Origin of the sequence: Pseudomonas sp. B21-021 (assembly GCF_024749205.1) — a bacterium.
Taxonomy (GTDB): Bacteria; Pseudomonadota; Gammaproteobacteria; order Pseudomonadales; family Pseudomonadaceae; genus Aquipseudomonas; species Aquipseudomonas paraglycinae.
In genome coordinates, this window is sequence record NZ_CP087192.1 from 5,341,910 (window position 1) to 5,363,281 (window position 21,372).

At 60.1% G+C, this 21,372-nt stretch carries 22 protein-coding genes and 1 other RNA gene; 6 read left to right on the top strand and 17 right to left on the bottom strand.

What is annotated here, in order from left to right:
- Positions 1 to 2 precede the first annotated feature (2 nt).
- The 9 genes from mraY to rsmI form a co-directional block, all read right to left on the bottom strand.
- Positions 3 to 1,085, bottom strand: a complete 1,083-nt coding sequence (gene mraY / locus LOY31_RS23945; RefSeq protein WP_007956769.1) for a phospho-N-acetylmuramoyl-pentapeptide-transferase — start codon at positions 1,083 to 1,085, stop codon at positions 3 to 5.
- On the bottom strand, positions 1,085 to 2,452 hold the full coding sequence (gene murF / locus LOY31_RS23950) for a UDP-N-acetylmuramoyl-tripeptide--D-alanyl-D-alanine ligase (RefSeq protein WP_007956771.1): 1,368 nt from the start codon (positions 2,450 to 2,452) through the stop codon (positions 1,085 to 1,087). Before murF ends, mraY begins: the two co-directional genes overlap by 1 nt.
- Complete coding sequence (locus tag LOY31_RS23955; RefSeq protein ID WP_258712290.1) at positions 2,445 to 3,908, bottom strand: UDP-N-acetylmuramoyl-L-alanyl-D-glutamate--2,6-diaminopimelate ligase; 1,464 nt, start codon at positions 3,906 to 3,908, stop codon at positions 2,445 to 2,447. The genes murF and LOY31_RS23955 overlap by 8 nt, the downstream gene beginning before the upstream one ends.
- A complete protein-coding gene (locus LOY31_RS23960) occupies positions 3,908 to 5,647 on the bottom strand; it encodes a penicillin-binding protein 2 (RefSeq protein ID WP_170929382.1) in 1,740 nt (579 codons plus the stop codon). The genes LOY31_RS23955 and LOY31_RS23960 overlap by 1 nt, the downstream gene beginning before the upstream one ends.
- Positions 5,647 to 5,940, bottom strand: coding sequence for a cell division protein FtsL (gene ftsL, locus LOY31_RS23965; RefSeq protein ID WP_007956777.1), 294 nt, complete (start codon positions 5,938 to 5,940; stop codon positions 5,647 to 5,649). Before ftsL ends, LOY31_RS23960 begins: the two co-directional genes overlap by 1 nt.
- Positions 5,937 to 6,884 (bottom strand): 16S rRNA (cytosine(1402)-N(4))-methyltransferase RsmH, encoded by a 948-nt coding sequence (gene rsmH / locus LOY31_RS23970; protein WP_039766256.1) that lies wholly within the window; start codon positions 6,882 to 6,884, stop codon positions 5,937 to 5,939. The genes ftsL and rsmH overlap by 4 nt, the downstream gene beginning before the upstream one ends.
- Positions 6,881 to 7,336, bottom strand: coding sequence for a division/cell wall cluster transcriptional repressor MraZ (gene mraZ / locus LOY31_RS23975; RefSeq protein WP_007917012.1), 456 nt, complete (start codon positions 7,334 to 7,336; stop codon positions 6,881 to 6,883). The genes rsmH and mraZ overlap by 4 nt, the downstream gene beginning before the upstream one ends.
- A gap of 403 nt (positions 7,337 to 7,739) precedes the next feature.
- Positions 7,740 to 8,093, bottom strand: an RNA gene (rnpB, locus tag LOY31_RS23980) — RNase P RNA component class A.
- A 73-nt stretch (positions 8,094 to 8,166) separates the two neighbouring features.
- A complete protein-coding gene (rsmI, locus tag LOY31_RS23985) occupies positions 8,167 to 9,072 on the bottom strand; it encodes a 16S rRNA (cytidine(1402)-2'-O)-methyltransferase (RefSeq protein WP_074690999.1) in 906 nt (301 codons plus the stop codon).
- Positions 9,073 to 9,249: 177 nt separating this feature from the next.
- Between rsmI and LOY31_RS23990 the strand changes: the two genes are divergently transcribed.
- The 4 genes from LOY31_RS23990 (at position 9,250) to LOY31_RS24005 (ending at position 12,694) form a co-directional block, all read left to right on the top strand.
- Entirely contained in the window at positions 9,250 to 11,061 is a 1,812-nt protein-coding gene (locus tag LOY31_RS23990) for a penicillin-binding protein activator (protein WP_258712291.1), read from the top strand.
- A complete protein-coding gene (locus LOY31_RS23995; RefSeq protein WP_007956783.1) occupies positions 11,061 to 11,423 on the top strand; it encodes a YraN family protein in 363 nt (120 codons plus the stop codon). Before LOY31_RS23990 ends, LOY31_RS23995 begins: the two co-directional genes overlap by 1 nt.
- Positions 11,424 to 11,525: 102 nt before the next feature.
- A complete protein-coding gene (locus LOY31_RS24000) occupies positions 11,526 to 12,119 on the top strand; it encodes a phosphoheptose isomerase (RefSeq protein WP_007928463.1) in 594 nt (197 codons plus the stop codon).
- Positions 12,116 to 12,694, top strand: coding sequence for a BON domain-containing protein (locus tag LOY31_RS24005; protein WP_085606924.1), 579 nt, complete (start codon positions 12,116 to 12,118; stop codon positions 12,692 to 12,694). Before LOY31_RS24000 ends, LOY31_RS24005 begins: the two co-directional genes overlap by 4 nt.
- A gap of 51 nt (positions 12,695 to 12,745) precedes the next feature.
- Here the strand turns inward: LOY31_RS24005 and LOY31_RS24010 are convergent, their stop codons facing one another.
- The 7 genes from LOY31_RS24010 to rplM all read right to left on the bottom strand — a co-directional run bounded on the left by LOY31_RS24010 (position 12,746) and on the right by rplM (position 17,632).
- The gene (locus LOY31_RS24010; RefSeq protein WP_007956787.1) at positions 12,746 to 13,159 is read right to left on the bottom strand and encodes a ClpXP protease specificity-enhancing factor; all 414 of its coding nucleotides are present in this window, start codon (positions 13,157 to 13,159) and stop codon (positions 12,746 to 12,748) included.
- 16 nt (positions 13,160 to 13,175) lie between these two features.
- Positions 13,176 to 13,793 carry a glutathione S-transferase N-terminal domain-containing protein gene (locus LOY31_RS24015; protein ID WP_011335872.1) on the bottom strand — a complete coding sequence of 206 codons (618 nt, stop codon included), beginning with the start codon at positions 13,791 to 13,793 and terminating at the stop codon, positions 13,176 to 13,178.
- 148 nt (positions 13,794 to 13,941) lie between these two features.
- The gene (locus tag LOY31_RS24020) at positions 13,942 to 14,724 is read right to left on the bottom strand and encodes a cytochrome c1 (RefSeq protein WP_007956790.1); all 783 of its coding nucleotides are present in this window, start codon (positions 14,722 to 14,724) and stop codon (positions 13,942 to 13,944) included.
- Positions 14,724 to 15,935, bottom strand: a complete 1,212-nt coding sequence (locus tag LOY31_RS24025) for a cytochrome bc complex cytochrome b subunit (protein ID WP_007956792.1) — start codon at positions 15,933 to 15,935, stop codon at positions 14,724 to 14,726. The genes LOY31_RS24020 and LOY31_RS24025 overlap by 1 nt, the downstream gene beginning before the upstream one ends.
- Complete coding sequence (petA, locus tag LOY31_RS24030) at positions 15,935 to 16,528, bottom strand: ubiquinol-cytochrome c reductase iron-sulfur subunit (RefSeq protein ID WP_007917031.1); 594 nt, start codon at positions 16,526 to 16,528, stop codon at positions 15,935 to 15,937. The genes LOY31_RS24025 and petA overlap by 1 nt, the downstream gene beginning before the upstream one ends.
- A gap of 268 nt (positions 16,529 to 16,796) precedes the next feature.
- A complete protein-coding gene (gene rpsI / locus LOY31_RS24035) occupies positions 16,797 to 17,189 on the bottom strand; it encodes a 30S ribosomal protein S9 (protein ID WP_007956794.1) in 393 nt (130 codons plus the stop codon).
- A 14-nt stretch (positions 17,190 to 17,203) separates the two neighbouring features.
- Positions 17,204 to 17,632 carry a 50S ribosomal protein L13 gene (rplM, locus tag LOY31_RS24040; protein WP_003228062.1) on the bottom strand — a complete coding sequence of 143 codons (429 nt, stop codon included), beginning with the start codon at positions 17,630 to 17,632 and terminating at the stop codon, positions 17,204 to 17,206.
- A gap of 244 nt (positions 17,633 to 17,876) precedes the next feature.
- On the opposite strand from rplM, the gene LOY31_RS24045 reads away from it, so the two are divergent.
- Positions 17,877 to 18,917: an NADP(H)-dependent aldo-keto reductase gene (locus LOY31_RS24045; RefSeq protein ID WP_085606928.1), complete on the top strand. Its 1,041-nt coding sequence runs from the start codon at positions 17,877 to 17,879 to the stop codon at positions 18,915 to 18,917.
- Between the two features lie 122 nt (positions 18,918 to 19,039).
- Here LOY31_RS24045 and LOY31_RS24050 read toward each other — a convergent pair whose 3' ends face one another.
- The gene (locus tag LOY31_RS24050; RefSeq protein ID WP_085606930.1) at positions 19,040 to 20,176 is read right to left on the bottom strand and encodes an acyl-CoA dehydrogenase family protein; all 1,137 of its coding nucleotides are present in this window, start codon (positions 20,174 to 20,176) and stop codon (positions 19,040 to 19,042) included.
- Between the two features lie 246 nt (positions 20,177 to 20,422).
- Between LOY31_RS24050 and LOY31_RS24055 the strand changes: the two genes are divergently transcribed.
- Positions 20,423 to 21,319, top strand: a complete 897-nt coding sequence (locus LOY31_RS24055; RefSeq protein WP_170929381.1) for a GlxA family transcriptional regulator — start codon at positions 20,423 to 20,425, stop codon at positions 21,317 to 21,319.
- Positions 21,320 to 21,372 lie beyond the last annotated feature (53 nt).

Here is a 21,372-nt window from a genome sequence, read left to right on the forward strand (position 1 = left end):
TTCTACCTCAGCTTCAGGGTGGCAAGGCCGATCAGCACGAGAATCACGGTGATGATCCAGAAACGGACGATCACGCGCGGCTCGGGCCAGCCCTTGAGTTCAAAGTGGTGGTGAATCGGTGCCATGCGGAACACACGGCGACCGGTCAGCTTAAAGGACGCAACCTGAATGACGACTGACAGGGTTTCCATCACGAACACGCCGCCCATGATGAACAGGACGATTTCCTGACGGACGATCACCGCGATGGTGCCCAGGGCCGCGCCCAGTGCCAGTGCGCCGACGTCACCCATGAAGACTTGCGCCGGGTAGGTGTTGAACCACAGGAAGCCCAGGCCGGCACCGATCAGCGCACCGCAGAACACGATCAGCTCGCCTGCGCCGGGTACGTAAGGGATCAGCAGGTATTCAGCGAATTTCACGTTACCCGACAGGTAGCAGAAGATGCCCAGGCCACCGCCGACCATCACTGTCGGCATGATCGCCAGACCGTCGAGGCCGTCGGTGAGGTTGACCGCGTTGCTCGAACCGACGATCACGAAGTACGTCAGCACGATGAAGCCTGCGCCCAGCGGAATGCTGTAGTCCTTGAGCATCGGCAGGATCAGGGTGGTTTCCACCGGAGTGCTGGCAGTCATATAAAGGAAGATCGCCGCACCGAGGCCGAACACCGATTGCCAGAAATACTTCCAGCGACTCGGCAGACCACGGGAGTTCTTCTCGATCACCTTGCGGTAGTCGTCGACCCAGCCGATGGCGCCGAACAGCAGGGTCACCAGCAACACGACCCACACGTAGCGGTTGCTCAGGTCAGCCCACAGCAGGGTGCTGACGCCGATCGAAGACAGAATCAGCGCGCCACCCATGGTCGGCGTACCGGATTTGGACAGGTGCGATTGCGGGCCGTCATTACGAACCGACTGACCGATCTGACGGTTCTGCAGGGTGCGGATCATCCACGGGCCGTAGCACAGCGACAAGACCAGCGCGGTCAGCACACCGAGAATCCCGCGCAGGGTCAGGTACTGGAAGACCGCGAAGCCTTTGTAGAACTGTTGCAGATACTCCGCTAGCAGCAGCAGCATTAATGTTTCTCCAGACTGGACCCGCACAGGGCCGCAACGATGTTTTCCATCGCTGCGCTGCGCGAACCCTTGATCAAAATGGTGGTGTTTGTGTCCTGCTCGGCGCCGAGGGCCTGGATCAGTTCGGCCTGTGTGCCGAAGTGATGCGCCTCGTTACCGAATGCGTTCACGGCGTGGACCATGTTCGGCCCGACGGCGTAAAGCGCGGAAACCTTGCCCCGGGCGTATTCGCCCACGTCGCGGTGCCCCTGCTCCGCCCAGTCGCCCAACTCGCCGATATCCCCGAGCACCAGGACGGTGCGACCGGAAAAGCCGGCGAGTATATCAACGGCCGCGCACATCGAGGTGGGGTTCGCGTTGTAAGTGTCATCGATCACGCGCATGCCGTTTTTCGCCAGTTGCGCGACGGTGCGACCCTTGACCGGTTGTACCGCGCCAAGCCCGGTGGCAATGCCGAACAGCGACACGCCCAAAGCGTGAGCGGCAGCGGCGGCAGCCATGGCGTTGGCAACGTTATGGGTGCCGAGCAGGTTCAGTTGAACCCGTTCCACACCTTCAGGACTGTGCAGGTTGAACGCCGGGCAGCCACGGGCATCGGTGGCCAGGTCGCTGGCGTAAAAATCCGCCTGAGTGTTGCTCAGGGCAAACGTCAGCACCTTGCGCGCGCCGGCGCGGGTTTTCCAGATGCCAAACGCCTTGTCATCGAGGTTCAGCACGGCGACGCCGTCGGCCGCCAGCCCTTCGATGATTTCGCCCTTGGCTTCGACGATTTTCTCCGGCCCGCCGAACTCGCCGACATGGGCGGTCCCGGCGTTGTTGAGGATCGCCACGTGCGGCTTGGTCAGCCCTACGGTGTAAGCGATTTCACCCAGACGCGAGGCGCCCAGTTCGATCACTGCCGCGCTGTGTTCCGGGGCGAGTTCGAGCAGGGTCAGCGGTACGCCGAGGTCGTTGTTCAGGTTGCCACGGGTCGCGTGCACCGAACCGCGCGTGCGCAGGATGCTCGCGAGCATTTCCTTGACCGTGGTCTTGCCGCTGGAACCGGTAACGGCCGCGACCGGTTTGGTGAATGCGGCACGGTTCAACGCACCCAACTGGCCGAGGGCCTGGCGGGTGTCCTTGACCAGCAATTGCGGCAGCGTGCTGTCGGCGACTTCGCGCTCGACCAATGCCGCAACGGCACCTTTGGCGGCGACTTCATTCAGATAGTCATGACCGTCGAAACGCGGGCCGGTCAGGGCAATAAACAGTTGGCCAGCCTTGATCGCGCGGCTGTCGATGCTCACGCCGTCAAAACTGGCGTCGGCGCTGATCAGACGGGCGTCGAGCGCGTTGGTCAGTTCGCTGAGTTTCAGGGCCTTAAGCATGGGCCACCTCCCACGCGGTCAGGGCGTGATCCGCCTCGACCAGATCGGAAAACGCATGGCGCTCGCCGTTGATTTCCTGATAGTCCTCATGACCTTTGCCGGCCAGAACAATCACGTCATCCGCCGAAGCGCCGGCAATCAGTTGCGCGATGGCCTGGCCACGGCCAGCCACGAACGTTACGTTATCCACAGCCGTGAAACCGGCGCGGATGTCATCGAAAATTACCGCCGGGTCTTCGGTGCGCGGATTGTCGTCGGTGACCAGCACGCGGTCGGCCAGACGCTCGACCACTTCAGCCATCAGCGGACGCTTGCCGCGATCGCGATCACCGCCGCAGCCGAACAGGCACAGCAGCTGGCCTTTGACGTGCGGGCGCAACGCGGTCAGTACTTTTTCCAGCGCGTCCGGGGTGTGGGCGTAATCGACCACCACCAGCGGCTGGGTGCCGCCGCCGAGACGCTGCATGCGTCCGGCCGGGCCTTCGAGTTTCGGCAACACCTTGAGAATTTCGTCGAGCGCGTAGTCGAGACCGAGCAAGGCGCCGACGGCGGCGAGTACGTTGCTCAGGTTGAAACGGCCCAGCAATGTGCTGCGCAGATGATGCTCGCCTTGCGGCGTGACCAGCGTGGCACGCACGCCATGGTCGTCGAACTGCGCTTCACGCACATACAGATAGGCGCTGCTGTCGAGCAGGCTGTAAGTGATCAGACGCGACTCACGTTTTTCAGCGGCCAGTTGCCGGCCGAAATCGTCGTCGAGGTTGACCACGCGGCACTTCAGGTCATTCCAGGCGAACAGCCGGGCCTTGGCCTCAGCGTACGCTTCCATGGTGCCGTGGTAATCCAGGTGATCGCGGGACAGGTTGGTCATCACCGCCACATCGAATGCCAGCGCGGTAACCCGGCCCTGATCCAGACCGTGGGACGAGACTTCCATGGCCACGGCTTTGGCGCCGGCCTTTTTCAGGTCGCCCAGGGTCGCCTGCATGGCAATCGGATTCGGCGTGGTGTGCAAGCCGCTTTGCAGCGCGCCATGGAAACCGGAGCCCAGGGTGCCAACGATGCCGCAATGCTGGCCGAGCAGGTCCAGCGCCTGCGCTACCAGTTGGGTCACGCTGGTCTTGCCGTTGGTGCCGGTCACGCCGATCAGGTTCAGGTGATGACTCGGCTCACCGTAAAAACGCCCGGCGATGTCCGACAGCTGCGCCGCCAGGCCCTTGACCGGAATCAGCGGCACTTCGGTGATTGGCAGCACGGTGGCGCCTTCCACTTCATAAGCTACGGCAGCAGCACCGCGCTGCAAGGCGTCGGCGATGTGCGCACGCCCGTCGAACTTGCCGCCCGGCACCGCGAGGAACAGGTCACCCGCGCGTACGTTGCGACTGTCGAGCGCCAGTTCACGGATCAACAGATCGTGGCCGGCGTGGGGGAAAATCTTGTTCAGACTCAGAGACATCAGCCGCGCCCTCCATTGGCTTTCAGCGGAACGGCCGGGGTGGCGTTGGCCTGCTGTGTGGTCGGCAGGTTGTCCGGGGTGACGTTCATCAGGCGCAGAGTGCCCGACATCACGCGACTGAACACCGGCGCCGAGACCAGACCACCGAAGTAACCGGCCTTGGTCGGTTCATCGATCACCACGACGATTGCATAACGTGGATCGCTCATCGGGCCGAAGCCGGCGAACAGCGAGCGATAAGAGTTTTCGGCGTAGCCCTTGGTGCCGACCGATGTTTTACGCGCGGTACCGGACTTGCCGCCCACGTGATACGCCGGCACCTGCGCACGGAACACGCCGCGCGGGGCTTCGATCACTTGTTGCAGCATGCCTTGCATGGTTTTGGCGACGGCTTCCGGCAGCACCTGGGTGGTCTGCGGCGCCTTGTCGGTTTTGATCAGGGTCAGCGGTGCGAGGCGACCGTTGTTGGCCAGCGCCGAGAACGCATGCACCAGCTGGATCGCAGTCACCGAAATACCGTAGCCGTACGACAGCGTCGCGGTCTCTGCCTTGCGCCATTCGCGGTAGTTCGGCAGGTTGCCGACACGTTCGCCCGGGAAGCCGAGGCCGGTATCCTGGCCGAGGCCGACTTTCTGTGCGAGGCGGAAAATGGTTTCGCCGCCGATATCGAACGCGACCTTACTCATGCCGACGTTACTGGAATTGATCAGAATGCCGGTCAGGTCGAGTACCGGACCTTCGGTCTTCGATACGTCCTTGATCGTGTATTTGCCGATCTGCAGGGAGCCCGGATACACCTCGACGGTGTCGCTCGGTTTCCAGCGGCCGGTTTCGATCGCGGCGCTCATCGAGATCGCTTTCATGGTCGAACCGGGTTCGAACACGTCGATCATCGCGCGGTTACGCATCATCGCCGGCTGCAGGTTGCGACGGTTGTTCGGGTTGTAGGTCGGCTGGTTGACCATCGCGAGAATCTCGCCGGTCTTCACGTCCATGATCACCAGACTGCCGGCCTTGGCGCCGTTCTCGATGATCGCGTTGCGCAGCTCGCGGTTGGCCAGATATTGCAGGCGCAGGTCAATCGACAACGCCAAGGGCTTGCCGGCCTTGGCGTTTTTGGTGACCTGGACATCCTTGATCAGCCGTCCGCGCCGATCCTTGATGACTTGCCGCTTGCCGGGCACGCCGGCCAGCCATTCATCGTAGGCCAGTTCGACGCCTTCACGACCGTGGTCATCGATGTCGGTGAAGCCGACCATGTGCGCCGTCACTTCACCGGCCGGATAGAACCGGCGGAATTCTTCGATGCCGTAGACACCTGGCACTTTCAGGTCGAGCACGGCCTGGCCCTGCTCGGGGGTCAACCCGCGCACCAGATAAATGAATTCTTTGTTGGCCTGGGCTTCGAGACGTTCGGCCAGGGCTTTCGGATCCTGCCCCAGCGCGGCAGCCAGTGCCGGCCACTTCTCTTTGGCGGTCTGCATTTCCTTGGCGTTCGCCCACAACGTGGTCACCGGGGTACTCACGGCCAGAGGCTCGCCGTTACGGTCGGTGATCAGACCACGGTGAGCCGGAATCGGAATATGCCGAAGACTGCGCGCGTCGCCCTGACCTTTGAGGAAGTCACGGTCAACCACTTGCAAGTCAATGATGCGCCAGCAGATCGCCGCAACCATAACGCCGAGCAGTGCCACCATCAGACGGAAACGCCACGGGAAGAGAGCCCCTTCGAGTTTCATCATGGCGCCACCATCTTCACGTCAGCCGCGCCAGGGATGTGCATCTTCAGTTGTTCGGTGGCCAGCACTTCGATCCGGCTGTGGGCGGTCCAGGTGCTTTGCTCCAGAATCAGGCGCCCCCACTCGGCCTGCGCCTTGTCGCGCACGCTCAATTCGTTGTATAGGGTGTTGAGCAACTGCCGGTTCCAGTGGGCGCTGTAAGACACGCCGATGGCCGACACGAGCACGCCGATGAACAGCAGCAGCATGAAAAAGCTGCCGCCGGGCAGTGGCTTGGCGAAAAGCTTGCTCACCGCAGCTTCTCCGCGACACGCATGACGGCGCTACGGGAACGTGGGTTGGCTTTGAGTTCGGCGTCGGAGGCCGTCTGCGCTTTGCCATGGACTTTGATTTTCGGTTCGAACGCAACGTGGCGAACCGGCAGGTTGCGCGGCAGGTTGTCGGCTTCGCCTTTCACCAGTTTGCGCATGAACAGTTTGACGATACGGTCTTCCAGCGAGTGGAAGCTGATCACGACCAGACGGCCGCCCACTTCCAGGCATTCGAGCGCGGCTTCAAGGCCCGCTTCCAGATCGCCCAGTTCGTTATTGACGTGAATGCGCAGGCCCTGGAAAGCGCGGGTTGCCGGGTTCTTGCCCTTTTCCCACGCCGGGTTGGCGACTTTCAGGACTTCGGCCAGATCGGCGGTGCGCTCGAACGGCGTGATGTCACGACGCTCGGCCACGGCACGGGCCATGCGACCGGAGAAGCGTTCTTCGCCGTATTCCTTGAAGACACGGGCGATTTCTTCCACCGGCGCGGTGTTGACGAACTCGGCTGCGCTGATGCCGCGGGACGGATCCATGCGCATATCCAGCGGGCCGTCGTTGAGGAAACTGAAGCCGCGCTCGGCATCATCGAGCTGCGGCGAAGACACGCCCAGATCCAGCAGAATGCCACTGACCTTGCCGGCCAGCCCCTGTTCGGCAACCACCGAACCGAGCTCGGCAAAGCTGCGCTGCACAACGACAAAGCGGCCGTCTTCGGCCGCTAGCGTTTGCCCGGTGGCAATCGCTTGAGGATCCTTGTCGAATCCGATGAGCCGACCATCCGGCCCGAGCTTGCTCAGGATCAACCGGCTGTGCCCGCCGCGCCCGAACGTGCCGTCCAGATAGCAGCCATCAGGACGTACGGCGAGAGCCTCGACGGCTTCGTCAAGCAGTACGGTGATGTGGTTAAAGCCGCTATCAATAGTCACAGGATCAGATCACGCAGTTCGTCAGGCATGGCGCCCGGTTGTTGTATGGCAGCCAGGTCAGCGGCAGAAACCGCATTCCAGGCATCTTCGTCCCACAGTTGGAACTTGTTCAGTTGGCCTACCAGCATCGCGCGCTTGTCGAGCTTCGCGTATTCGCGCAGGCGCGGCGGCACCAGGAAACGACCACTGCCGTCGAGCTCGAGGTCAACGGCATTACCAATCAATAAACGTTGCAGACGACGGTTCTCTTCGCGAAGCGAAGGAAGCGCGCGCAACTTGGTTTCAATAATTTCCCACTCATCGAGCGGGTAGACACACAAACATGGATCAACGGCATCAATGGTCACGATCAACTGGCCGGAACTGCGCGAATCGAGCTCGTCACGGTACCGGCTCGGCATGGCGAGACGGCCCTTTGCGTCGAGACTGATAGCGTTAGCTCCGCGAAACACGTCTGCGTTTCTCCAATTTTTATCGTTTTGAGCTCAAAAAACCCACTTCATGCCACTTTCCGCCACTTGCGCACACTATAGGAATGCGCCCACCACACCGTCAAGGCGCGGATTAAAGGAAAACCCTTACAGAACGGAGATTTAGGAGCATAAAAGGAGGAGCAACGAGAATCTGGCGGATGCTTTTATCCAATAACTTGAAGCAGCACTGAAAGCTGCGCTCGAAAGTTAAAGTAATTTGTTAAGAGTAAGATTTTTTCGGTATTACAAAAGCGCTTCTGCTGTTGATTGAAGCAAGGTGGGAAATGGCTATTACTGCGTTTGCCGCTGCCGGATTTCCAGCGCAGGCCTGCTGATAATAAACAGCCCTGTCGCCTTTAATTCAAGCAGGGAAAAGAAAAAGATGGAGAGTCGATCTGTAAGCCGGGTTCTGTCTTGAACAGTCATTCGTCTACGATGGCCATCACTGGACATCTTTAGCAACCTACCCGGTCCCAGCGCGGGCCACGCCTTGGGACCCTATTTGGTCTTGCTCCAAGTGGGGTTTACCTAGCCACGAACTGTTGCCAGACGTGCGGTGCGCTCTTACCGCACCTTTTCACCCTTACCGGCGCCGAAGCGCTTAGGCGGTTATTTTCTGTGGCACTTTCCGTAGGCTCACGCCTCCCAGGCATTACCTGGCACTTCGCCCTATGGAGCCCGGACTTTCCTCCCCCCCCTAATTTTCATAGAGGGCAGCGACTGTCCGATCGACTCTCCGCCGCGCAGGTTAACGGCAGAGCGGCCGAAGAACAAGCGCTAATAGCCCGCAAACCGGTCTGCGCGACGGGTTACGCGTCTTTTTGCTGATCCAGTGCTACCTGATACAGCACGTTTTTGCGCTCACCGGTGATTTGCGCTGCCAGAGCCGCCGCGCGCTTGAGCGGCATCTCTTCGAGCAACAGATTGAGGATGCGCATCGCCTCGCTGCTGACGGCGTCTTCGGATTCCGGCGCGGTCCAGCCTGCCACCACCACGACGCATTCGCCACGCTGCTGATTACTGTCCGCCTCGACGAATGCCCGCAACTCGCTCAGCGGCAATCCCTTGAGCGTTTCGAAGGTCTTGGTGATTTCACGAGCGAGCAATGCAGGACGATCAGCACCGAACACCGCCTCCATATCCTGCAGGCATTCCAGAATACGGTGCGGCGCCTCGTAAAAAATCAGCGTGCGCGGTTCTTCCTTGATAGCTTCCAGACGCGCCTTGCGCCCCACGGCCTTGGCCGGCAAAAAGCCTTCGAAGATAAAGCGGTCGGACGGCAGACCGGCAGCCGATAACGCTGCGATCAATGCGCACGCACCCGGCACCGGCACCACATTGATCCCGGCGGCACGGGCCTGACGCACCAGGTGATAACCCGGGTCAGAAATCAGCGGCGTACCAGCGTCAGAAATCAGTGCGACGTTGTCGCCCGCCAACAGGCGGGTAATGAAGCGACTGCCTTCATCCCGCTCGTTGTGTTCATGACAGGCTGCCAGCGGCGTGGAGATGCCGAAGTGCTGCATCAGGCGCTGCGAGTGGCGCGTATCTTCGGCGGCGATCAGCGCCACCTCGCGCAGGATCTTCAACGCGCGGGCGCTGATGTCATCCAGGTTGCCGATGGGCGTCGCCACCACATAAAGCGAGCCCGCAGCGGAATTCAAAGGACCTGGAGCAGTCAAAGCGCACACCTCATGATCGGTAAAAGCCGCCATTGTAGCGCGTCGTGCGCCGGACGATGCGTCCGGGTCGGACACGGTTTGTCGCACCATTGTGAGGCTGCGCACTCTTTGTATCAGCTAAATTGACGGTTTCACGCCAGTAACATCGCGCCCCGGCCAGTGCTTGGGTACAATTCGACGCTAATTTGATCGAGTATCAGGAACACTTACATGATCGCTTGCCTGCGGCTGTTCACTGCCCTCTGCCTCGCTGCCTTGCTGGCGGCTTGCGCCAGCTCCCCTTCCTCCAGCCTTGGCGAACTTCCACGGACCCCGGATGCCACCATCGAGCAACTGCTCGAACAGGCTGCCCAGGCCAAATCGCCGGACAAGGCTGCGCTGCTGCGCCTGAGTGCGGCAGACATGGCGTACCGCCAGGGCAATGCCGGACAGTCCGCGCAAATCCTGCAGCAAGTGCCGATGGAACAACTTCAGCCGGGCCAGCAGGCATTCGCCAGCACCCTGTCTGCAGAACTGGCCATGACCCGCAACCAGCCGAAAGCCGCGCTGACTGCCCTGAGCCACCCAAGCCTGCAACGCCTGAGCGAAATGTCGGCACCGCTGCAAGTTCGCGCCGGCACCGTTCACGCCCGCGCCCTTGAAGCCGACGGCCAGACCCTGGCCGCCGCCCGCGAGCGCATCTTCATCGCGCCGATGCTGGAAGGTGAAGCCGCCAACAAGAACCACGAAGCGATCTGGACCCTGATTGCATCGCTGCCGGCCGATCAACTGCAAGCGAACACCACCGATGACCTCGGCGGCTGGATGAGCCTGGCCCTGGCGGTGAAAACCGCCGGCACTCTGGAACAGCAGCAAGCCGCCATCGACAACTGGCGCAACCAGCATCCAAAGCACCCAGCCGCGATCAACCTGCCGCTGCCCCTGACCAAACTCAAGGAACTGGCCAGCCAGCCTTTGAGCAAGATCGCCCTGCTGTTGCCACAGGACGGCCAACTGGCCTCGGTCGGCAAGGCCCTGCGTGACGGCTTCATGGCCGCGCACTATCAGGCTCAGCAAGCCGGCCAGAAACCACCGGCCATCGAGTTCTATGACAGCTCGAAACTGACCAACCTCGACGAGTTCTACCGCAAGGCCCAGGCCGATGGCGTGCAACTGGTCGTCGGCCCGCTGGAGAAGCCGCTGGTCAAACAGCTGAGCACTCGCCCGCAACTGCCGATCACCACCCTCGCCCTGAACTACAGCGAAGGCGATCAAGGCCCGGCGCAGCTGTTCCAGTTCGGTCTGGCCGCTGAAGACGAAGCCCGCGAAGTCTCCCGCCGCGCCCGTGCCGACGGCCTGCATCGCGCCGCCATCATGGTGCCGAAAGGCGAATGGGGCGACCGCGTCCTGCGCGCGTTCAGCCAGGACTGGCAAGCCAACGGCGGCAGCATTGTCGCCACCGAGCGCGTCGACCAGCCGGTGCAACTGGCTCAGCAGATCGCCGACATGTTCCAGCTGCGTCAGAGCGAAGCTCGCGCCAAGAGCCTGCAGAATGCTGCCGGCACCAACGTTGCGGCCCAGCCTTCGCGTCGCCAGGACATCGAGTTCATCTTCCTCGCCGCCACCCCGCAGCAGGCGCAGCAGATCAAGCCGACACTGAACTTCCAGTACGCCGGTGATGTGCCGGTTTACGCGACCTCCCACGTATTCAGCGCCAGCGGCGACGTGAACCAGTACAACGACATGAACGGCGTGCGCTTCTGCGAAACGCCATGGCTGCTGGAAACCAGCGATCCGCTGCGCCAGCAGGTCACCGCGCAATGGCCACAAGCCGCTGGTAGCCTCGGCCGCCTGTACGCGATGGGCGTCGATGCCTACCGCCTCGCGCCACGCCTGGATCAGCTCAAGGCACTGCCGGACAGCCGCATCGAAGGTCAGTCGGGCAGCCTGGGCATGACCCAGTCCCAACGCGTCGTCCGTCAGTTGCCATGGGCGCAATTCGTCAGCGGTCAGATCCAGCGCCTGCCGGACACTCCACGCTGATGCCCGACAGGTCCCACCTGCAAAGCGGCAAGGATGCCGAGCGCCAGGCGCTCGAGCATCTGCAACACCAGGGTCTGCGCCTGCTGGCGCAGAACTGGTTATGCAAACGCGGTGAGCTTGATCTGGTCATGCTTGATGGCGATACAGTAGTATTCGTCGAAGTCCGTTACCGAAAGAACACTCAATGGGGTGGCGCACTCGACAGCATCGATGGGCGCAAACGGCAGAAACTGATTTTCGCCGCACAGTATTTTCTTCAGCGCGAGTCGCGTTGGGCCAATTCCCCCTGCCGCTTCGACGTGGTGGCCATCGACAGCCACCAGGGTCAGCTGAACTGGTTGCAGAATGCGTTCGACAGTTGACCGCCTGCTCCGACCCGGACACTTTCACTCAACACTTTTGCTCTTTGCTTTGCGGGCTGCACATTCACGTGCCGGACAGCCGCGCTAATTAAGGTCACACAGATGGACATGCAATCCCGAATTCGCCAGCTTTTCCAGGCCAGCATCGACACCAAGCAACAGGCGATGGACGTACTTGCACCGCACATCGAGCAAGCCAGCCAGGTGATGGTCAACGCCCTGCTCAACGAGGGCAAAATGCTCTCGTGCGGTAACGGCGGCTCGGCCGGTGATGCCCAGCACTTCTCCTCGGAACTGCTCAACCGTTTCGAGCGTGAGCGCCCTAGCCTGCCGGCGATCGCGCTGACCACCGACAGCTCGACCATCACCTCGATCGCCAACGACTACAGCTACAACGAAGTGTTCTCCAAGCAGATCCGCGCACTCGGCCAGCCGGGTGACGTATTGCTGGCGATTTCGACCAGCGGCAACTCGGCGAACATTATTCAGGCGATCCAGGCCGCACATGATCGCGAAATGATTGTCGTAGCATTGACCGGACGCGACGGCGGCGGCATGGCTTCGCTACTGCTGCCCGAAGACGTCGAGATTCGCGTTCCGGCCAACGTCACCGCACGTATTCAGGAAGTCCACTTGCTGGCGATCCATTGCCTTTGCGATCTGATCGACAGCCAACTGTTCGGGAGTGAAGAATGACCCCTAATCGCCTTGGCCTTCTGGCCTTGACCCTGTGCCTCGGCATCAGCGGCTGCACCTCGGTGGTGAATGCCAGCCGTGAAGCGCCGATCGAAGACGACCGTGGCACCCGCACTTTCGGCAGCAAGATCGATGACTCGCTGATCGAAACCAAAGTCGGCGTCAACGTGGCCAAGGCCGACCCGGCCCTGGACAACGACTCGCACATCGTCGTCACCAGCTTCAACGGTGTCGTGTTGCTGGCCGGCCAGACCCCGCGCGCAGACCTCAAGGAGAAGGCCGAACAGGCCGCCGCCAACGTCCAGCGCGTGAAGAAGGTTCACAACGAACTGCAAGTGATCGCACCTTCAGGCTTCATTGCCCGTCAGAACGACTCCTGGCTGACCACCAAGATCAAGACCCAGATGCTCGCCGACGCCAGCATTCCCGGCTCGCGCATCAAGGTCGTGACCGAGAACGGCATCGTTTACCTGCTGGGCCTGCTGACCAAACAGGAAGCCGCCCAGGCGACCAACCTGGTTCAGGGCGTCTCCGGCGTGCAGAAGATTGTGAAGCTGTTCGAGTACATCGACTGACCCGCAAAACGCAGGCACAAAAAAGGCGATCCAACCGGATCGCCTTTTTTATTACTTCACCACTTTCAGGCTTGGCCGGCCGCTTGGGCGCGGCGGCTCGCTGTCCGGTGGCGGAACATCGTCATCCTGCTCGATCTCGTCTTCGTCATCCATCGGCGACTCCAGATCGAACACCATGCCCTGACCGTTCTCCCGGGCGTAGATCCCCAGAATTGCAGCAATCGGCACGTACAGACTGTGCGGGACGCCACCGAAGCGACCTTCGAAGGTCACAACGTCGTTGTCCATATGCAAGTGCCGCACGGCACTTGGCGAAATGTTCAGGACAATCTGCCCGTCACTGGCAAATCCCTGTGGCACCTGCACCGCCGGGTACTCGGAATTGACCAGCATGTGCGGGGTGCAATCGTTATCCACAATCCACTCGTAGAGCGCGCGGACCAGATAAGGTCGACTGGAGTTCATAGCGGCTCCTTAAGCCTTAGCGCATGTCGCGTTCGACACCAGACAGACTCGCCTGGAAAGCCTCACGCGCAAACTGACGCTCCATATAATCAAGCAGCGGCTTGGCGGGCCGCGGCAGTTCTATACCCAGAATCGGCAAACGCCAGAGTATTGGCAATAGGCAGCAATCCACCAGACTTTGTTCCTCACTGAGGAAAAACGGCTTGTCGGCAAACAGCGGCGACACGCCCGTCAGGCTTTCGCGCAATTCCTTGCGCGCCACGGCACGGGCCGCTTCCTTGGTGCGCGAATCCAGAATCAGATCCACCAGACCACACCAGTCACGCTGAATGCGGTGAATCAGCAGACGACTGTTGGCACGCGCCACCGGGTACACAGGCATCAATGGCGGATGCGGGTAACGCTCATCCAGGTATTCCATCACCACGGTCGACTCCCACAACGCCAGGTCACGATCGACCAGCGTGGGCAGACTGCCGTAAGGGTTCACTTCAATCAGTTTAGGCGGCTGACGACCAGCCTCCACAAAAATGATTTCGGCGCTGACACCCTTCTCTGCAAGCACGATGCGCACTCGGTGGGAATAGTGGTCGGCGGGGTCGGAGTAACAGGCCAACCGATTGGTCACGCCCATGGCGATCCTCCTCGCTTGTTGAAATAGTCGGAGCCGGAAAAACGCGCGCGCCCAGAGGGCGCCTCCCGCAACGGCTGGCGAACCAGGCGTTGCGTTTTCAGAGGCGCCCTTGGGCGCGCGCGATTAACAGCAATTGCTTGAAGCGTTATCAGTGCACGTCTTTCCAGTATTCACGCTTGAGCAGGTAGGCGAACACAAAGAAGAACGCCAGGTACAGCAAGACGTAAGTACCGATGCGCTGATGTTGCAGCTTAACCGGGTTAGCCGAGTAAGCCAGGAAGGTTACCAGATTCTTGACCTTCTCATCGAACTGCTCTTCGTTGAGGGTTCCGGTTTTCGGCACGATGGTCAACTGATCGCACGCTTCATGAGTCAGAGGCGTACCGGTCAGCGGGTCATATTGCTTCTTGCCGTCTTCGACGATCTGTACCTGTTTGCAACCCACGACCTGACGACCTTGCAGGCCGACCAGCACGTTAGGCATGCCGACGTTCGGGAAGACCTTGTTGTTCACGCCCCATGGACGCGCAGGATCTTCGTAGAACGACTTGAGGTAACCGTAAAGCCAGTCGGTGCCGCGAACACGAGCCACCAGCGTCAGGTCCGGTGGCGCTGCGCCGAACCAGGTCTTGGCGTCGGCCGGCTGCATGCCGATGTTCATGTGATCGCCGATCTTGGCGCCGGTGAACACCAGTTTTTCCAGCATCAGTTCGTGCGGAACGCCGAGGTCATCGGCCACACGCTCGTAACGCTGAAACTTGGCACTGTGGCAACCCATGCAATAGTTGGCGAAAGTACGCGCACCATCCTGCAAGGCAGCCTTGTCGGAAACGTCGATGTCGACCTTTTCCAGTTCCGGACCACCGTGTTCGGCCGCGAAAGACAGCACTGGCAGAGCAGCAAAAATCAGAGCAAAAAATAACTTTTTCATCAGCCAGTCACCCTTTCCGGAACCGGTTTGGTCTTCTCGAGCCTGGTGTAGAACGGCATCAGAATGAAGTAGGCGAAGTACAGGAAGGTGCAGACCTGCGACAGCAGCGTACGGCCTGGCGTCGGGGCCAGAACGCCCAGAATGCCGAGGATCACGAACGAAATGCAGAACACCACCAGCCAGATCTTGCTCATCCAGCCTTTGTAGCGCATCGACTTGACCGGGCTGCGGTCGAGCCACGGCAGGACGAACAGCACCGCAATCGCTGCACCCATGGCGATAACGCCCATGAGCTTGTCAGGGACCGCACGCAGGATTGCGTAGAACGGTGTGAAGTACCAGACCGGTGCAATGTGCTCAGGCGTCTTGAACGGGTTGGCTTGCTCGAAGTTAGGCTTTTCGAGGAAGTAACCGCCCATTTCCGGGAAGAAGAACACAATGAAGCAGAAGATGAACAGGAACACCACGACGCCGACGATATCTTTCACGGTGTAGTACGGGTGGAAGGCAATGCCGTCCAGCGGGATACCGTTTTCGTCTTTGTGCTTCTTGATGTCCACGCCGTCCGGGTTGTTCGAACCGACTTCGTGCAGCGCCAGGATGTGCAGCACCACCAGACCGAGAATCACGATCGGCAGCGCAACCACGTGCAGGGCGAAGAAGCGGTTCAGGGTGATCCCGGAAATCAGGTAGTCACCACGGATCCACTGGGTCAGGTCGTTGCCGATGACCGGGATCGCACCGAACAGCGAGATGATCACCTGGGCACCCCAGTAGGACATCTGGCCCCACGGCAGCAGGTAACCCATGAAGGCTTCAGCCATCAGCGCCAGGTAGATCAGCATGCCGAAGACCCACACCAGCTCGCGCGGTTTCTGGTACGAACCGTAGAGCAGGCCACGGAACATGTGCAGATAGACCACGATGAAGAACGCCGAAGCGCCGGTGGAGTGCAGCAGGCGCAGGATCGAACCGTACTCGACGTCGCGCATGATGTATTCGACGGAAGCGAACGCTTCTTCCGCCGACGGGGTGTAGCTCATGGTCAGCCAGACACCGGTGACGATCTGGTTGACCAGAACGAGCAGCGCCAGCGAGCCGAAGAAGTAGAAGAAGTTGAAGTTTTTTGGAGCGTAATACTTGCTGAGATGGTCTTCCCACATCTTGGTGGCGGGGAAGCGTGCATCAACCCAATCCATGAACTTGCTCATCACGCTTTCTCCGTATCGACGCCAATGACAATCAGGTCATCGGTCTCATAGGAATGCGGGGGTACTGGCAGGTTCAAAGGCGCAGGTTGCGACTTGTAGACGCGGCCAGCCAGATCGTAGTGGGAACCGTGGCAAGGGCAGAAATAGCCGCCTACCCAGTCTTTGCCCAGATCCGCGGGTGCCACTTCGGGACGGAAAGTCGGTGAGCAACCCAGGTGAGTGCAGATCCCGATCAACAGGAGGATTTCCGGCTTGATCGAACGCACTTCAGGGTCGACATAAGTGGGTTGCGTGGAGTTTTTGGAGGTCGGATCGGAGAGCTGGCCCTCGATCTTCTTGAGATTCCCCAGGATTTCCTCGGTACGGCGGACAATGAACACCGGCTGGCCGCGCCATTCAGCAATCATCTGCTGCCCTGGCTCGATTTTGCTGACATTCACTTTCACCGGTGCTCCGGCAGCCTTCGCCTTGGCACTGGGAAACCATGACCCCACGAACGGGACCGCAGCCCCCACCGCTCCTGCAGCACCCACCACGGATGTGGCTGCTACCAAGAAGCGACGCCGGCCTGCATTCACGCCGTCATTGCTCATTCAGTCCTCTCCCATCAGCTTTGTGGCCTGTTAAATCAGGCGTCTACTAAATTGAAACTATGTACTTATAAAAATTTTGCCGAATGGTAATGAAAACCCCCAATTCTGACAAGGTAATTACCCGGAGGGCTGGCCCTCAAGCCTTGTAGTATAGGGGGTCTACGAATGTGGCAAGTTGTCACAGCGCAATTATTCAAGAAATCGCACGCATAAAAAAACGCCCGGTTCCGTGAGGAATCGGGCGTTCTTTTTGAACGTGGAAGCGAAATTAACGCTTCGAGTACTGCGGACGCTTACGCGCTTTACGCAGACCAACTTTCTTACGTTCAACTTCACGGGCGTCGCGAGTAACGAAGCCAGCTTTGCGCAGAGCGCTACGCAGGGTTTCGTCGTAGTCCATCAGAGCGCGAGTGATGCCGTGGCGGATTGCGCCAGCTTGACCACTTACACCACCACCGATGACGGTGACGTAGATGTCGAACTTCTCGACAGTCTCAGTCAGTTCCAGCGGCTGACGAACTACCATGCGGGCAGTTTCGCGACCGAAGAACGTGTCCAGGGAGCGGTTGTTGATGGAGATGTTACCAGTACCCGGACGCAGGAAAACGCGTGCGGTTGCGGTCTTGCGACGGCCAGTGCCGTAATTTTGAGTCGCCGACATAATGAACTATTCCGTTAAATCTTCAGTTCTTGGGGCTGCTGAGCAGTATGAGGGTGTGCAGCGCCCGCATAGACTTTCAGCTTACGGTACATGTCGCGACCCAGTGGGTTTTTAGGCAGCATGCCTTTAACCGCGGTCTCGATCACGCGCTCAGGGGCCTTGGCGATCAGCTTTTCAAAGTTGATCGACTTGATGCCGCCCGGGAAACCGGAGTGGGAGTAGTACATTTTGTCAGTGGTTTTAGCACCGGTAACACGGATCTGCTCAGCGTTGATTACGACGATGTAGTCGCCGGTGTCAACGTGAGGAGTGTACTCAGGCTTGTGCTTGCCACGCAGACGGCTCGCGATTTCGGTGGCCAGACGACCCAGGGTCTGACCAGCAGCGTCGACGACAAACCAGTCGCGCTTTACTGTTTCCGGTTTAGCAGTAAAAGTTTTCATTCTTTATAGCCTCAGGGGCCGCCTGTAAATAAGACGGCGGATCTTACTGAATAGTGCGTACTTTGACAAGTCAAAGGCAGCCGGATACAGACGCTTTCGGGGGCTCGGGTCGGCGCGTCCGTTCAACGGCAAGATTCTTCGGCGGCGGCGCATCACTTCCACTGCAGAAAGAGGTCGGCAATTATGCAGATTGCGAAAAAAATTTCAACCTGCTTTTATGCTTGTTTTGCCCAAGGAGCACCCGATGGACTATCGCCAGCTAGGCCGTACCGACCTGAACGTGAGTGCAATCTGCCTCGGCACCATGACCTGGGGCGAGCAAAACACTGAAGCTGAAGCCTTCGCCCAGATCGAGCGGGCAAAAGAGGCCGGGATCAATTTCCTCGACACCGCCGAGATGTACCCGGTGCCGCCGAAAGCCGAAACCTACGCCACCACCGAGCGCTACATCGGCAATTACTTCAAGAGCCGTGGCGACCGCGCCGACTGGATCCTCGCCAGCAAGATCGCCGGCCCCGGCAACACCATCGACTACATCCGCGACAAGAACCTGCGCCACAACCGCCAGCACATCACCGAAGCCGTGGACGCCAGCCTCAAGCGCCTACAGACCGACTACATCGATCTGTATCAATTGCACTGGCCGGAGCGCAGCACCAACTTTTTCGGACAGCTGGGCTACAAGCACCAGACCGAAGCCAACCTGACGCCGCTCGAAGACACCCTTGAAGCGCTCGATGAGCAAGTGAAGGCCGGCAAGATCCGTCACATCGGCCTGTCCAACGAGACCCCGTGGGGCACCATGCGTTTTCTCGCCCTGGCCGAAGCCCGTGGCTGGCCGCGCGCCGTGTCAATCCAGAACCCGTACAACCTGCTCAACCGCAGCTTCGAGATCGGCCTGGCGGAAATCGCCATCCGTGAACAATGCGGTCTGCTCGCCTATTCGCCGCTCGCGTTCGGTTTCCTGTCGGGCAAGTACGAAGGTGGGGCGCGTCCGCCAAAAGGCCGCCTGAGCCTCTACAGCCGCTTCAGCCGCTATTTCAACCCGCAATCGGAAGCGGCGTGCAGCCGTTACGTGGCGCTGGCTCGTGAACACGGTCTGGATCCGGCGCAAATGGCTCTGGCCTTTGTGAACCAGCAACCGTTCGTCACCAGCAACATCATCGGGGCAACGACGCTGGAGCAACTGGACAGCAACATCGCCAGCTACGAGCTGAAACTGTCGAGGGAAGTGCTGGAAGGGATCGAAGCGATTCACAAGGATCATCCGAACCCTGCGCCGTAATCCAGGACGATGATCGTTCCCACGCTCTGCGTGGGAACGCATACCGCGACGCTCCCAAAGCGGACGCAGAGCGTCCATGGCGGCATTCCCACGCAGAGCGTGGGAACGATCACACTTTCGGATCAAAGCGACCGCGCAATGATCTCCTTCATGATTTCATTGGTGCCGGCATAGATCCGCTGCACCCGCGCATCCGCCCAGGCCCGGGCCACCGGGTATTCCCACATGAAACCGTAGCCGCCATGCAGCTGCACGCACTCGTCGAGCACCTTGCATTGCAGGTCGGTGCCCCAGTACTTGGCCATCGCCGCCGTCGGCACGTCCAGTTTGCCTTGCAGGTGCAGCTCCAGGCAGCGGTCGACGAACACCCGGCCGATCTGAATCTCGGTGGCCATTTCCGCCAGCTTGAAGCGGGTATTCTGGAAGTCGGCAATCGACTTGCCGAACGCCTTGCGGTCGCGGGTGTAATCCAGCGTCCATTGCAGCGCCGCCTCGGCTGAAGCCAGCCCGCCAATCGCCACGGTCAGACGCTCCTGCGGCAGTTCCTGCATCAGATAGGCAAACCCCGCCCCGGCCTGACCCAACAGGTTTTCCTTCGGCACGCGCACGTCCTGAAAGAACAATTCCGACGTGTCCTGAGCCTTCATTCCGACCTTCTCCAGGCGCTTGCCCTTGTCGAAGCCCGGCGTGTTCGCCTCCACCAGAAACAGGCTGGTGCCCTTGGCGCCAGCCTTGGGATCGGTCTTGGCGACGACGATCACCAGATCCGCCAGAAAGCCATTGGTGATAAAGGTTTTCGAACCGTTGATCACATATTCGTCGCCATCCAGCAGCGCCGTGGTCTTGACCCCTTGCAGGTCGGAACCGGCGCCCGGCTCGGTCATGGCGATCGCGGTGACCATCTCGCCGGAGACCAGCTTCGGCAGGTATTTCTGCTTCAGCGCCTCGCTGCCGTAATGCAGGATGTACGGCGCGACGATGTCCGAATGCAGTGAAAAACCGATACCGGTCAGCCCCAGCCGCCCTACTTCCTCGATGACCACCGCGCTGTAAAGAAAGTCCGCCCCCAACCCGCCGTATTCCTCCGGCAGGTGCGAGCAGAGCATCCCCGCCTCCCCCGCCTTGTTCCACAGTTTGCGGTCGATGTAGCCTTGTTTTTCCCATTGCCCATGGAACGGCACGGCCTCTTTTTCGAGGAATGTTCGTACGCTGTCGCGGAACAATTCGTGCTCGGAGCTGAACAAGGTTCTGGGAATCATGCGTCACCTTTTCTTTATTGTTGGAGGGATCAGACCTTCAGAGACTAAGCCGCGCTTCCGATACAGGACACTGGACACATCCGACAAAAAATAAGACGATCCAGCCGTCTGGTGACCACTTTCCCTTATAAAAACAAAAGTTGAATTATGTCCAAGCAAGTCTCCACGCCCTTGCGGCGCGTCAGCATCCTGGCGATCGACCGGGTTTTCGCTTCCACCCTCATGCAAGCCAAGGATTTCTTCCATCTGGCCAGCCTGCGTTACGGCAAACAACTGGGCCACGGCCTGACTCCGGCGTTCGAAACACGCCTGGTCAGCCCCGACGGTAAACCGGTTAACAGCTTCAGTGACGTGGTCATGCCGGTGGACGGCGGCCTGGAAAATGCCGATGTCATTATCCTCCCGGCGTTCTGGGACGATTTCGATACGCTGTGCCAACGTTATCCACAGATCCTGCCGTGGCTGCGCGAACAGCATGCCCGGGGCGCCGTGCTCTGCGGCGAGGCTACCGGGGTGTTCTGGCTGGCCGAGGCCGGTTTGCTCAACGGCAAGGAAGCGACCACCTACTGGCGCTTCTTCAACGCTTTCGCCGAGCGCTTCCCGCAGGTCTACCTCAATCAGGACAAGCACCTGACCGACGCCGACAACCTGTATTGCGCCGGCGGCACCACCTCAGCCTGCGATCTCTACATTTATCTGATCGAGCGCTTCTGCGGCGCCAATGTGGCCCAGGCGGTAGCTCGCGACATTCTCTATGAAGTGCAGCGCAGCTACGCACCGGGCCGCATCGGTTTCGGCGGCCAGAAACTGCATCAGGATGTGATCATCCTGCAGATCCAGCACTGGCTCGAAGAGCATTTCGCCGACAAGTTCCGCTTCGAAGACGTGGCCCGCGAACACGGCATGAGCATCCGCAACTTCATGCGCCGCTTCCAGACCGCCACCGGTGACAAGCCGCTGCACTATCTGCAACGGCTGCGCATCGAGACCGCCAAGGGCTTGCTCTCCGGTAGTCGCAAGAGCATCAAGACCATCAGCTACGAAGTCGGCTACGACGATGCGAGCTTCTTCGCACGGCTGTTCCGCCAGCACACCGAACTGTCGCCGAACCAGTACCGGCAGCAGTTCCAGCAAGCTGCCTGACGATTCGACCAGACACAAAAAAGGGCCTGCATCTGCAGGCCCTTTTTGTTTGC